This is a genomic window from Bacillus sp. LR_5 (assembly GCF_042709275.1).
In genome coordinates, this window is sequence record NZ_JAVAXX010000035.1 from 24,210 (window position 1) to 37,925 (window position 13,716).

At 45.8% G+C, this 13,716-nt stretch carries 10 protein-coding genes and 1 riboswitch; of the genes, 1 reads left to right on the forward strand and 9 read right to left on the reverse strand.

Annotated features, from left to right (window positions below; genetic code table 11):
• Positions 1 to 9 precede the first annotated feature (9 nt).
• The 8 genes from kimA to lrpC all read right to left on the reverse strand — a co-directional run bounded on the left by kimA (position 10) and on the right by lrpC (position 12,208).
• Positions 10 to 1,833: a potassium transporter KimA gene (kimA, locus tag RAC86_RS10430; RefSeq protein WP_072181707.1), complete on the reverse strand. Its 1,824-nt coding sequence runs from the start codon at positions 1,831 to 1,833 to the stop codon at positions 10 to 12.
• 193 nt (positions 1,834 to 2,026) lie between these two features.
• Positions 2,027 to 2,171, reverse strand: a riboswitch (cyclic di-AMP (ydaO/yuaA leader).
• A 135-nt stretch (positions 2,172 to 2,306) separates the two neighbouring features.
• On the reverse strand, positions 2,307 to 4,418 hold the full coding sequence (locus RAC86_RS10435; protein ID WP_072565762.1) for a cellulose biosynthesis cyclic di-GMP-binding regulatory protein BcsB: 2,112 nt from the start codon (positions 4,416 to 4,418) through the stop codon (positions 2,307 to 2,309).
• 5 nt (positions 4,419 to 4,423) lie between these two features.
• Complete coding sequence (locus tag RAC86_RS10440; protein WP_072565761.1) at positions 4,424 to 5,686, reverse strand: glycosyltransferase family 2 protein; 1,263 nt, start codon at positions 5,684 to 5,686, stop codon at positions 4,424 to 4,426.
• The gene (locus RAC86_RS10445) at positions 5,679 to 7,388 is read right to left on the reverse strand and encodes a DUF2334 domain-containing protein (protein WP_072566811.1); all 1,710 of its coding nucleotides are present in this window, start codon (positions 7,386 to 7,388) and stop codon (positions 5,679 to 5,681) included. The genes RAC86_RS10440 and RAC86_RS10445 overlap by 8 nt, the downstream gene beginning before the upstream one ends.
• A gap of 10 nt (positions 7,389 to 7,398) precedes the next feature.
• Positions 7,399 to 8,250 carry a cyclic-di-GMP receptor EpsK gene (gene epsK / locus RAC86_RS10450; protein WP_072565760.1) on the reverse strand — a complete coding sequence of 284 codons (852 nt, stop codon included), beginning with the start codon at positions 8,248 to 8,250 and terminating at the stop codon, positions 7,399 to 7,401.
• The gene (locus tag RAC86_RS10455; protein ID WP_072565759.1) at positions 8,231 to 9,319 is read right to left on the reverse strand and encodes a glycosyl hydrolase family 8; all 1,089 of its coding nucleotides are present in this window, start codon (positions 9,317 to 9,319) and stop codon (positions 8,231 to 8,233) included. The genes epsK and RAC86_RS10455 overlap by 20 nt, the downstream gene beginning before the upstream one ends.
• A 203-nt stretch (positions 9,320 to 9,522) precedes the next feature.
• Complete coding sequence (locus RAC86_RS10460) at positions 9,523 to 11,709, reverse strand: DNA topoisomerase III (protein ID WP_014112696.1); 2,187 nt, start codon at positions 11,707 to 11,709, stop codon at positions 9,523 to 9,525.
• 64 nt (positions 11,710 to 11,773) lie between these two features.
• Positions 11,774 to 12,208, reverse strand: coding sequence for a transcriptional regulator LrpC (gene lrpC, locus RAC86_RS10465; RefSeq protein WP_072181712.1), 435 nt, complete (start codon positions 12,206 to 12,208; stop codon positions 11,774 to 11,776).
• Positions 12,209 to 12,393: 185 nt separating this feature from the next.
• Between lrpC and RAC86_RS10470 the strand changes: the two genes are divergently transcribed.
• Positions 12,394 to 12,687 carry a DUF3817 domain-containing protein gene (locus tag RAC86_RS10470; protein ID WP_072565758.1) on the forward strand — a complete coding sequence of 98 codons (294 nt, stop codon included), beginning with the start codon at positions 12,394 to 12,396 and terminating at the stop codon, positions 12,685 to 12,687.
• Positions 12,688 to 12,727: 40 nt separating this feature from the next.
• On the opposite strand, the gene amj is transcribed toward RAC86_RS10470, so the two are convergent.
• Positions 12,728 to 13,537 (reverse strand): lipid II flippase Amj, encoded by an 810-nt coding sequence (gene amj / locus RAC86_RS10475; protein ID WP_003225092.1) that lies wholly within the window; start codon positions 13,535 to 13,537, stop codon positions 12,728 to 12,730.
• Positions 13,538 to 13,716 lie beyond the last annotated feature (179 nt).

A 13,716-nucleotide genomic window follows, 5' to 3' on the forward strand; every position in this document is an offset into this window, starting at 1 on the left:
CCTAGAGCTTTACTTTTTAAAATGATACGGCAGCGTGGCAACCATTATGTCCTTTTTCCAGAACAGCCGGACTCTGAGGAGGAAGGCCGATTGGTTGTGAAGGATGGTGTGCCAGCGTTTTTTCGTAATAAATTGCGGAAACAGCACCATGACGGAAAACTGCTCCTTCTTCGCTTTTGCCTCAACTGTTTCCAAAAACTTATCAAACGGATGGACAAGGCTTCTGTACGAGGAGTGAAGCGTAACGAGACGCACTCCGTTATTGAGCTCTTCCCAGCGTTTTTCGAATTTCTTTTCCTGTTCTCTGTCAAATGACACGTGAACGGCGATCACCTGATCGGACAGTGATTTCGCATAGTGAATCGATTTTTGCACGACGGTGGTGACACCAGCTACAGGCACAATCACAACCGTGCCTTTGATTTCTTCTGGCTCTTTGTCTACGATACGAAGCTGTTCACCGACAGCTGTGTAGTGATTTTTAATCGCAAAAAACAGCAAAACGACGATAGGCATAAAGATTAACACAGGCCATACAACATTAAACTTCGTCACAAACAGGATCGACAGAACCATAAACGAAATCAAAGCGCCGCAGGAGTTGATCAGCATTTTTCCGATCCACCCTTTTGGTTTTTGCTTAATCCATTTGATGCACATGCCGGTTTGCGAAAGCGTAAATGGAATAAATACGCCCACAGCATATAACGGGATTAAATGCTCTGTCTGTCCTCCGAATAGCAGGATGAGCACAATCGAAGCAACGCCTAAAAAGATAATCCCATTTGAGAAGCCTAAGCGGTCGCCTCTGACTGTAAACATACGCGGCATGTACTGGTCTCTCGCCAGGTTGAAGGCAAGCTGCGGGAAGGCTGAAAATCCCGTATTTGCCGCAAGGACCAAAATAAGTGATGTGACACCTTGGATCACATAGTAGAACACATTCCGCCCGAAGGTTTCAGACGCAATTTGTGAAACCACCGTTTCATCGGGCTTCGGCGCCGTTCCATAGCCGTATGCGAGCACCGTGATCCCAGAAAACAGAATCGCCAGCAAAATGCCCATCATTGCAAGAGTTCTAGCCGCGTTTCGCGCAGGCGGGTTTTTGAAAGCAGGAATCGCGTTAGAAATGGCCTCAACCCCGGTCAAAGCCGAGCAGCCCGAAGAAAAAGCCTTGAGCAGCAAAAACAGCGTAATGCCGGCTACAGGTGTACCGAGCGGTGTATGATGGACTGGCTGGTCTATTTGCCCTGTCATGAGTTTAAACAACCCGACTGCTATCAAAACCAAAAGTGCCACCACAAACAGATAAACCGGATAGGCAAGAATCGATGCTGATTCCGAAAGCCCGCGCAGGTTCAAAATCATAATGACTAAAACGAGTAAAACAGCAATCGGCACATGATAATCATGCAATACAGGAAAGGCCGACGTGATAGCGTCCGTTCCTGCGGAAATACTTACCGCTACCGTTAAAATATAATCGACAAGCAGTGAACCGCCTGCGATCAATCCCGGCTTTTCACCGAGGTTTTCTTTCGACACAACATACGCTCCGCCGCCCTGCGGGTAAGCGTAAATAATTTGCCTGTATGAAAGAATCAGTGCGAGCAGCAATATGAGGACGCCAATCGCAATCGGAATGGAGTACCAAAATGCAGCAGCACTGATTGTTGCCAAAATGATTAAAATTTGTTCTGTGCCGTATGCGACAGATGAAAGCGCATCTGAGGAAAGCATCGCTAAGGCTTTTAATTTCGTCAGTTTTTGCTCTCCAGCTGCTTGAGATTTTAGTGGTTTCCCAATCAAAAAACGTTTGATTGAATGATACATCGATGTCTTCCCCTTTTAATTTCTCATTTTTCAATTAAAACAATAAAAACATCAGCATCTAGCTCTCACATTTTGTAATAGTCCTTTCTGCTATGATGTCTCTGTATGCGATTTGCATTCTAAAAATGAACAGCAAAAAACACAGAGGCAAACGGATGCCCCTGTGCCATCACATCGAACACAGGTTTCATTCATCTCCTCTCACGAACGCTTACGAGGTTAGCTGACGGATTCGGGCATATGAGAGTTTGCCCTACCTAAAAAGGATTCACCCCAACGGCAAAAAAGCCGTTCTAATGGGTCCCCCGCTCTGATTTCAGATTAAGCGATTTGTTTTCTAAAAGAGATCATACTCCCGTTCCTGCACGTTGTAAAGAGGCTTATTGGCCGGGCGGAAAAAATAAAATGATAGGTTCCACAAATGGAATTTACATACCAAAAATAAAAAAACAGAGGCTAGATTGCCTCTGTTTTTATTCTGTATCTGTCTTTCTTTTTCTTCGTCTTACGGCAACCCAAATGAACACTGCCGCAATCACCATAATAAGTGCCAGCACACCAATATACAGCCATTTCTGGCTATTATCCTGTGATGATTGCTCTGCGCTGGAACTGTTAGTTTCAGATTTAAGCTGCTGGTGGTTTGTAAACACCTGCTGGCTGGTGGTTTCGTTAACGACGGTTGCCGAGTCATCGGTACTATTCAGATAACTGATGATCTCTTTCGTGACAGCCGTGCCAGTTCCTTTTGATGGTGCAAAGACAGCCATTGTGTAGCGTGTATCCCAAAGAGATGCTTGAGTAAATGCCACTCGTTTTGTTGTCTCATTCAGCATCTCAAAACCTGATACATCAAACGAGCCGTTCTTTGTTTGCGGAACAAGCAGATCTGATGATTTCTCCTTCAGAAGAGAAAATTGATCGATACCCCCTATGAAAATGAGGTTCCGCCCTTTGGCATCATTTGCTGTTACATCAGATGATTTTTTCACCGTATATGAGTGCTGCGCTTCACTGCCGAAGGACTCCGTTACGAGAGAAAGTTCCGCAAGCTTCGATTGGCTTACGGTGTCAGGAAGAACGATTAGCGTTGTTTGTTCCTGATTTCCAGCGTAAGGAAGCGGCCACTCTTGGAAATCCGCTGACGGAGACATATCTTTGATGGCGTAAGACAATGTACTGCTTTTATCGATAAAGACCCACTTTTCTTCATCAGTGGTGTTGCAAGGATTGTTTTCCTTTAGCCCAGTCGTAACGAACTGAATATCAATGTAGCGGTTTTTTTGCAGCAGTTTAGGGTCCACTTTTACCATGACATGATAGAATCCGTTTTTATCTTCTTTTCCTAAATCATCAAGCCGGACCGAGTGCGGCTGGCCATTGATCATGATCTTCAGTTCTGCCGCCTGAGAAACCGATTCGTTTTCCGCCGTTAAGGCTTGAATTGTTTCGGACTTCTTCAGCTTGAGCGACAGCTTTGCTGATTGGTTTTGGTCTAAAACCGCCGAAGCTGGATAAAAGTAATGTGCAGAAGAAGTTTTGTCAGCTCCAATTGTGATATCACCCGCTCCAAAATTCTCGAGAGTCAGCTTATTGCTTTCTTTTTTTTCTGCCTGCTTCAGCTTGCTGATTGAGAGTGTGTCGCCGCTGAGCTGGCCTGTATAAGTCTGATCCGTGATGACACTGATTTTTTCAGTGAGCACATCATCGGATGACGCTTCCGCAAACAGAACCGGCTGCTGCTTGCCCTCTGCTTTCAGCACCCGCTCCGCAAGCAGGAGCTTGTCTCCTTTTGCCTGTAAGCCGGCTTGTTTCATCAGCTTTTTCACCTTGCCGTCCCAATGCTTGTCCACGCCGATGAAAATCGTTGGCTTGTCGATTTTCTTCAGTTCAGATTCCGTAATATACGAAATGCTGACACTGCTGTCCGCCGTTTTCAAATAGCCTTCTGTTTTAACTGCAGCTTCGATTTCTGCCGAACTTGGGTCATCCGGAATGACGATGGCGGTTTCTTCCGCTGTATTTCCCGATTGGGCGAAAGGATATGGATAATGATCCAGCGACGTTCCCTTCGCTTCACTGCTGTCCGCCAGCGTCAGGCGGCTGTCCGGATAAATTTTGATCCAGTTGCCGGACGTATCCTGTCTGACGCAAACGCCCTCTTTCATCACGCCGTAAAATTTCAGCGATACGTTGTGATAGCCTTGGGCAGACTGGCTTTTATTCAGGTTTAGCTTTACTGTTTTCCGTTTGGAATCACCATCAAGCTTTAACGTTTTGACCGGTTCATCGTCAATGACAGCCGTTAACGATGATGGAGAAATTAAAAGATTTGATGCCTCGTATTCAATCACCAATTGTTGGTTGCCGGAAGAGGCGCCTGCCGGGATCTGATACGTCAGCTCCGCGCTGTCTTTTGATCCGTACAGTGTAATCAGGTCGCTTGTCAGCACCTGCTGTTTAGCTTGTTCTTGGCTGCTTTTTCCGAGGAGCGAACCGCTGACCTCCACCTCTTTGGCAAAAGCCGTTTGTCCGGCCATCGCCATGAGCATGAAGCTTGTGAGAAAAATCATTATTTGTTTCAAAAAGGTCACCCGCTTTTATGTTGATTGTATCGTTCTGTTTTGTACCATTTGACCTCCTGCTTGAATAAACGGTGCTTGATTTCTACGAATAAAGAATAGATGACCAGCACAATCCATGCCTGCGAGTATGTAAAGTACATGAGAAATACGATAAAAAAGTTTTGCCTGTTCATTTCTGTTTTTTCAATGCTCAACGTAATCATGACCTCTGTCATAAATAAGAAGAACGCCAAAATCCAGAGAATCATTGCCAAAAAACCGACCGACAAATGCAAATCATAAAACAGATTCACTACAAATATCGTATTTGACATGATCACGCCAAAGAAAAACAGAAAGTACGTAAAGAAAAAATAAAACAAATCAAAGATAATCCGTTTTCGTTTCAGCTTGAAAAACTGCGCCAAAAATTTCAGCACAACATATTGATTGCCGCGCGCCCATCTGGTGCGCTGGCGCCACCACACCTTCCACGTTTCCGGCTCCTGCTCCCAAGTGATGGCTGCAGGGAAAAAGCGGATGTGGTAGCCAAGGTTATACACCCGGATCGTCAGCTCGGTATCCTCAGCAAGCGCTTTGTCATCCCAGCCCCCGAGCTTTTCGATAATGCTTCTGCGGATCGCGAAGTTGGTGCCTGGGATAGTGGCGATTTTGAACCACTTCCATCTGCCTCCCTGGGCCATCCATTGAAAACAGATCGTTTCGATATTAATAAACTTCGTCAGCAGCGTCTTTGCCGCATTGATGACGCGGAATTTCCCAACCACGGCGCCTGCCTTTTCGTCATTCATCAGGCCGAGCACAAGGTAGTACACGGCCATTTTCTCAGGCGTGTTGTCGGCGTCATATACACAGATCACATCGCCGTTCGATTCGGCAAAACCAGAGTTAAGTGCAGAGGATTTGCCTTTTCCTGCGTTTGGCGGCTTCGTAATCACCATTTTGATGAAATCGTATTTCTCGGAAAATTCATTGACGATATCACCCGTCCGGTCTGATGAATTGTCATTAACGACGATAATCTCCAGATGGTCCTTCGGATAATAAAGGTTGACCATCGCCTTCAGCGTCTGCCGAATCACAACCTCTTCGTTATGCGCCGGGATGAGAACACTAACCTTTGGCAGCTCCTTCATGTTTTCTCTCCACTTCGGGATGTCCCGTTCGAAGGTCATATAGTGGCGAAATCCGCCCTGCATGAGAAACATGTGGTAGAGAAGCATAACCCATATTAAACTTAGCGAGATAAAAAACAGCGTATTACCCAAGGCTTCTTCTCTCCTTAAAAATTCGTTTTTTCAATGTGGCTCTCAAGTAAAATGTATAACTGACAAACATGACGACAAATAAGAGCACGATTGCGGAGAGAATCCATAACGCCTTTTCCAGAGGGGTTTGCCGATGATGATCGAAAAACTCGTCAATGGCGCTTACGCCGTTTTTCACCTGAATCGTTCCGTCACCGCTTGTATGGATTTCCACTTTGTCTGTTTTGACGGTTTGTTTCGTTTTCTTTAAATCAAGCCATTCACTGTCTGGAATGCGTTCCATTTGATCAACCAGCTCCGGCAGATATTTCATCCCGAGATACGGGTGATAAAATCCTCCGGCTACTCCACCTTCAAAATCAATCATCTGGGAGATGTGCTCCTCCATATCGCCGAGCGGGTTTTGCTTAGATGTATCGACAAAGCCGATCGTTTCCGGATACAGCGTCATGCCGTGCAACATCGAAGGAGCACTCACAAACGGGGGTGCACCGGATGTTTTCCACGTTGTGCTGCTGAGCTGAACCTGGCCGAATATGCTTGTAAAATACTGCGAGGCGATCTGATAGCCATATTCGGACATCGTGTAATGCGGGGCTTCAAATGCAAGCGGGTAGAGACCCGATGATGTCAAATCCTCAATAGCGCGCGTCAGTTTTTGCTTTGTATACGTTTCTTCCTTTTCACGAAATGGTTTTAGATAGCTGTTATAGGCGTGTTCGTTCGGAAAGTCCTGCTCTTTTTCCAAAATGGATGGGGTGTCTTCGGCATTTCCAGATGTAATCGGCTGATCCGCCTTTGCATCCCAAAATTCAAAGCCCTCTCCTGTTTCACTGTAGCGATAGGCGTGTGTATAGCCGTGAACAATGATACTGCCGCCCATGCTTTGCAGCTTTTTCAGCACCTGGACCATCTTCGGTTTATCAGACAAATACACTTTGTCGCCTGTTTCCGGATTCAAGTAAACGGGAATCACTGCCAGGATAAAAGGAACATGCCTCTTATGCAGATATGTACCGGCTTGAAGCAGCAATTTTTCATCAGACATCGGGCTGATATCCTCGAGACGCAAATACAATAACGTCGCCCCCGCCTTCTCACCGAAAACTTCTCTGAGCTGTTTCGCCACGATCAAATTGTCATTCAACAAATTCGTTAATCCAATGTACACATTGTCTTTTTTTGTTTTCCATATAAAAGAATGCGTTTTGCCGTCACCGGCTTTGAAGGTATAAAGCGCCTTTCCTTTCAGGCCTGATACGCTCAGCACGTTAAGCCCGCTCTCCAGAGATACCTCGGCCTTTTCCGACCTGCTGTGGACCTGGTACACATTTTCTTTGCGGGCTAATGAAAGCCCGTAAAATTGGCTGATTTGGCCAGCGTTATAGCCGATGGCGACAACAGGTTTTTTTACGTTGCTGATAAGAGACACTAATTTTTTGCTGAGCTTTCTTTTCGTTTGGCCGTAATAAATCACATGGTCTTTGCCTTTGAAATCCGACTCTTCCACGTCTGAATCTTTTTTGACGGTCACATGGGATGTAAAGTGGCCCGCAAGCAAATCGAGCATTTTGACTTGAGACGACTCTTTGCCGTCCAAGGTTGAATAGATGATGAGGATGCCGGCATCCGGCTCTTTCGCTTGTCCGGAAACGGGAAAAGATGCAATAGCCGAAAGCAGAAGCATTATGACGCAGAGCAGCGTGATTCCTTTATAATTCATTCATCATCATCTCGTTTTCCAGTTCTTCTAAAAATTGATCAGCTGTTTTGATATCTTTACGGTAAGGCAAGTAGCAGACGTGGAACGTGAGCGACACATACTTTCCATTTTCCAGCTGATACGTGTCTAATTGTTTTTTCAGCTTTGTCAGGACGGCCGGCATATGTTCAGCTGGCGTGTGCGTCAGCACGATCCCGATACGCTCGTCAGAGGGGCGGAATTTCTTATCCGTTTCCCTGACGCTTGACCTGATTTGCTGACTGACATATTGGAAGAGGCGGTCTGTTTCTTTTTCACCGTACAAAGACTTAAACTCTTTGAAATAGTGCATATGCAGCAGCAAAAACACGAAAGAATTGCCGTAGCGCTCCGCCCGCTTGATTTCCTCTGAAAGTTCCAGCTTCATCCTCTGCTTGTTATCAAATCCGGTCACTCTGTCCACAGCGACAAAGCTTTTGATTTCGGATTGAAGCCGTGTAACTGATTGCCGAAGCTCTGCTGCAATATCGTGGATTCTTCCTGATATAAAAGAAAACAGCAAAAGCGCAATTCCCCACACGACAAGCATTCGCAGCCCTTCCTCAGCCGGAAACAGCGCAGCCTGTCCAGTCTGGAAAAACATCATTAAGGTACCGAGAACAAAGAGTACGATTAAGGTCACTGCCAGCGCGTAAATCGGGCCGAACCAGATCCCTGCGGCGATGACGACAAACGTGATGCAAATGATCAGAGCGCCTTCCGATTGCTGGGCTGACACATAATAAATAAACAGAGACAGGGCTGCAATGAGCCCTGAAAAATAAGCAAATAATTTTTGTGATTCATTGAATGATATTTTCATTAAAAAGCTTCCTTTCGGCTAACAGCGGCAGCAGATTGTCAAAAGAATGCGTCTGAGTGCCGCTCATATAGCCTCCATAATACGATTTCACCGGATCATGAATTTCAAAGTCACTCATTCTGTCATATATGGCTTTGATGACAGAGCTGTCTTCATGCTGTTTCGTTAAAAATAATACGGCTAATGCGTATACGGATGGCGACTCATATTGGACGGCAGGCTCCTTCGTATCTGCCGAATATCGTCCGTACAGCTTTCCGTTTGTCTGAAATTCCTGCTTGATCCAGTCCGCTAAAACAGCGGCATTTTCATTCCCTTCCGGCAAATGCCAAGCAGCGTACAGCTGATCAATCAGGTTGATTTCACTATCATACGTGTATTCCTTCGTGACAGAGCTGTATGTTTTCGGCAAAAAGCCATTTTTTAAAGGAGCTGAATAGAGAACATTGGCATTCCGCTGTTCCGTTTCTTCATCTATGATTCCATTCTTCTTTAAGACAGCTAATGCATCAGGCATGACGTATGAAATCGTCACATCCTTTGAAGCGGCCTGTGAGTCGTAAAAGTCTGTAAATAATCCGTTGTTCATATTGTATGTCTTCAAAGCCGTGCCGATATCCCGGGCCGTTTGCGCGTAGTCGCTGCGGCCCCATTTTGCGGCAGCTTGGTCAAGAGACAGCATAATTCTCATATCATCTATCAGCGCATTCGTCCCGCTCGCTTGGCCGTTTTGGATCTTCCACGTTACCAAGTGATTGCTCAGCAGAAATGAATCCGTCAGATGCTGATATTGATCCTGGAAATGCGGGGCATCATTTTTGCTGACCAAAAACTCCATCCACAGGCCAAGAGATTCTGATAGATACGAAGGCTGTTCTGAAAAATCGGTTTTGATTAACCCTTGGTCATTCATTAGATTGTGATAGATGAAATACTCTGCCGGCTGGAGCGGGCTGGTGTTCATTTCTGCTGTTGACTGATTTTGGGTCTTGTTTCCAGCTTCAACACACCCTGCGGAAAGTCCGATAGATAAGAAGAATAAGATGACAGCAATTAACAGATGCCTCACAGGCAAATCCCCCTTTGTCGCCCGAAACGAATCAGACGCTCACAAATATATATAGACGAAAATATGACTGCCATGTTACAAAGTACATTTACTATAAAAGAAAAAAATGCAGATTGCTAGCTTTTTTTTCCCCTTTTTGATCAATAAAAAAACGGGACCTAAGTCCAATAGAAAAACCTGTGCGATATGCACAGGTTTTTCTATTATTTATCCAAACCGAGTTTCTTCAGCTGTTCTGCCAGCGCGTTGTTAATCGGCTCTTCTTTATTATTTTGTTTTTTCATATAAGAGGAAACGTCCCGTTTGGAAGCGCGCCCTTTGTCTTTGTTTTTTCGTTTTTCAAATACGGAAAGCTTCTCACGGTGCCCGCAGACACACGCGAAGGTCTGGCCCTCGCCTTGGCCACGAAGCTCCATTTTTTTATGGCAGTTCGGGCAGCGCGCGTTTGTTTTTCGGGCAATTGTTTTTCTGCTTCCGCATTCACGGTCTTGGCACACGAGCATCGTGCCGCGTTTGCCGTTTACCTTCAGCATCATTTTGCCGCATTCCGGACATGCCGTTCCCGTGACGTTGTCGTGTCTGAAGGTTTGGCTGCTGTTTTTGATTTCTTTTACCGTTTGGTTAGCATAAGCCTTCATGTCTTTAATAAAGACAGATGATTTTAATTTGCCGGCGGCGATCGCAGACAGCTTTTGCTCCCATTCTGCCGTTAAGGCCGGTGATTTCAGATCCTCCGGAACAAGCTGCAGGAGCTGTTTTCCTTTAGAAGTGATAAAAATATCTTTGTCTTTTTTCTCTATTAAAAAGCTGTTGAACAGTTTTTCAATAATGTCGGCACGTGTTGCCACTGTGCCGAGACCGCCTGTTTCTCCAAGCGTTTTGACGAGGCCTTTTTCTTCTCCCTGCATAAAGGCGCTTGGGTTTTCCATCGCTGACAGCAGGGTCCCTTCGTTAAAGCGGGCAGGCGGCTTCGTTTGGCCGTTTGTTTCAGTTAACATGCGGACGGTAAGAGCATCGCCTTTTTGAAGGGCAGGGAGTGTCTGATCTCTGTCATCCTCCTGCTCATCATCCTCATCCGCCATGTCATAAACGGCTTTCCACCCTTGTGACTGCACGGTTTTGCCTTTCGCCGTAAAGGTTTCTCCGCCGATTTCAGCGATGACCTTTGTTTCCTCATATTCAAATGCCGGCATTAATACAGCAAGGAAACGTTTCGCAATCAGGTCATACAGCTTCCGTTCTTTATCACTCAGACTGCTGAGAACGAGCGGCTCTTCGGTCGGGATAATCGCGTGGTGGTCTGATACCTTCGCATCATTGACGTAGCCTTTATGAGATTTGATGCCGCGTTTTTTAATTTGGCTGACATATTGGGCATACGGTTTTACTTCCATACCTTCCAGACGGTCTTTTAACGTCGGGACGATGTCACTGGATAAAAATCTTGAGTCCGTCCGCGGATATGTGACGAGCTTATGCTGCTCATACAGCTTCTGCAGCACAGAAAGCGTTTCTTTGGCTGAAAATCCGAAGCGCTTGTGGGCGTCACGCTGAAGCTCCGTTAAATCATAAAGCGCAGGTGCAAAGCTTTTTTTCGCTGTTTTTTTCAGCTCAGCAATGACCGCTTGTTTTCCTTCGAGGTCTTTTAGCAAACGGCTAGTTACGTCTTGATTGAACGTTCTCGTCTGTTTTGATTTTTTATCCTGCCACGTCAGCGTCATGCCATCGACCGCCGCGCGGATGCCGTAATATGGAACCGGCGTAAACGCTTGAATGTCCGCCTCCCGCTTTGCAATCATAGCAAGCGTTGGGGTCTGTACACGGCCGCATGATAGCTGGGCATTGAATTTTGTGGTGAGGGCACGGGTCGCGTTAATCCCCACAATCCAATCCGCTTCCGCTCTGGCGACGGCAGAATGATACAGGTTTTCATATTCTTTGCCGCTGCGCAGCTTTTGAAAGCCTTCTTTGATCGCTTTATCTGTCACAGATGAAATCCATAGCCGCTTGATCGGCTTACGGACATTTGCTTTTTCAATGATCCAGCGCGCAACAAGCTCTCCTTCCCGGCCTGCATCAGTCGCGATGACAATCTGATTGACGTCTTTACGGGTAAGCTGCGATTTGACCGCATTGAACTGTTTTCCGGTTTTCTTAATCACAACAAGCTTTAATGGTTCTGGGATAATCGGCAGATCCTCCAGCCGCCATGATTGAAATTCTTTTCCGTAGCCTTCCGGATCAGCAAGTGTCACCAAATGGCCCAAAGCCCATGTAACAATATATTGATCGCCTTCGAGATAACCGTTTCCTTTTTTATGGCACTTCAGCACCCGGGCCAAATCCCGGCCGACTGAAGGTTTTTCAGCTAATACAACTGTTTTTGACATGCTTGATCACTTCTCTTTCTTTCACGCTCATCCTTTTATTATAACAGACTTGAACAAGCACTCTCTAACTGCGCCCGTTTTTCGTGTCAATTTCTGAGAAAATAATGTGAGTGACGGTTTGCGCGTAGGGCGATGTTTTGTTAATGAAATCTTCTATCGCTTCGAGGCTTTCAGCGTTGATTTTCAGCATATAGCAGGCTGCGCCCGCAATCCGGTAGCAAAATTCGATATTCGGCAATGTTTGAATATAGCTTTTGAACCTCTCGTAATCCGCGTTTTTGACGGTTGCTTCCACAATGCATGAAACGGGAAGCCCCAACTTTTTCTGATCGACCTCCAGCGTGTATTGCTTAATGATCCCGAACGATTCAAGCTGCCTCACCCGTTCTGTCACAGATGGCGGCGACAGCTTAATTTTCCTGCCTAATTCCCTCATTGACAAACGGCTGTCCTTCTTCAGCTCCTCAATGATATTCAGATCAATCTGGTCAAGTTTCATTTCAACATCCTTCTTTTATGATTTTGTACACATTATCTCGGGTATTTTTGTAAATGACAAGTACAGTCCCCTAGAAATAGCATGTAAAAATGAATGTTTTCCGAACATTTTCTGAAAGCTGTCATATGCGCCCTCTGGATTGTTTATAGTATAGAATGAAAACGTGTCCACAAGGAGGGCGATTTATGCTGCAAACGCCGATCGGAAGACTTCGCACGATGGGTTTTATTGAAGGAATGTCACTCTTAATCCTGCTGTTCATCGCCATGCCGCTTAAATATTGGGCAGGCCTTCCGCTTGCGGTGACAATTGTCGGTTCGGTTCACGGCGGGTTGTTCATTTTGTATTTGCTTGTCTTGGCGTATGCAACCTTCTCAGTCAAATGGTCGCTGAAATGGTCAGCCGCCGGCTTCATCGCCGCTTTTGTCCCATTCGGAAACTTTTTGTACGACCGCGGATTACGGAAAATAAATAAGTAAGCGCGAAAAAGGCTGGATCTTTATGATCCAGCCTTTCTTATCAAAACCACTTTGTCAGCCACGCGATATAGTAGGCGCCCGGAATAAACATCAGCTGGGCGAGAAGAGTACCCGCCACCCTTGAGGTGACCATTGTGACAGAGGTCCATTTTAAATACGTATAGCTTCGTTTTCCTTTTGCCACATCATCGGCAAGAACGGATACCTTAGGATCAACAAAAATCGCCAGCAGCATCGTCGCAATTCCGTTGATCAAGCCCGATGCCATGACGGCTGTCGTACTGCGCTCCGGCGCCAGAAGGCCTGCGTACAAAGCTGAAAGCACGCCAATCGTATAAATCGATGTGATCAGCATGTTGATGACAAACAAACGCTTCGGAATCAAGCGGATGTGAAATCCCTTTACATATGAAAGAGACGGCAGACGCAAATAGGAAAGGGCATTTTTGAATCCTTGTTTTGAGAACCCCTTTCGAAACACTTGAAAAACGGAGCCGCCGCCGCTCGCCAAGTGAATAATCGCCCGTGAAAAAAGAGCGACAAAAGACGGGAGCAGGATAATGCCCAGGATGGTGCCGACTGTCGATCCGAAAATCAAGAAGCGGAACTGTTCGCCTACAATCGCCAGTGCGTTTTTTCCCGCATCATCAATTAAATGTCCGGTAAAGGGCTGCTGCACCATGTTCGACATTCTGGACACGATGACCATGACATTAAAAAGGGAAAGCGCGGACGCAATAAATCCCACGCGGGCCCCGGAAAGCCTTGTGGCGTAAGCTAAGGTTTCTATCGAGTGAATCAGTAATAAAAAACAGAAAATAAAAAGTACTTGTGTTGTCATGACATGCACGTTATTCTTCCTCCAATTTCATCCTAGAGATAAGACTCGAAAGAAGACAAAGAGGTTTCAGTGCGATGTGTTTTTTAACAATAAAAAAACCGCCGGCATACGCCGAGCGGTTTGTCTTATTCTTTTCTATACGCAAATAAAGATTATATCATCCGCCAAGTCGGGCGGGTTAGATTCAT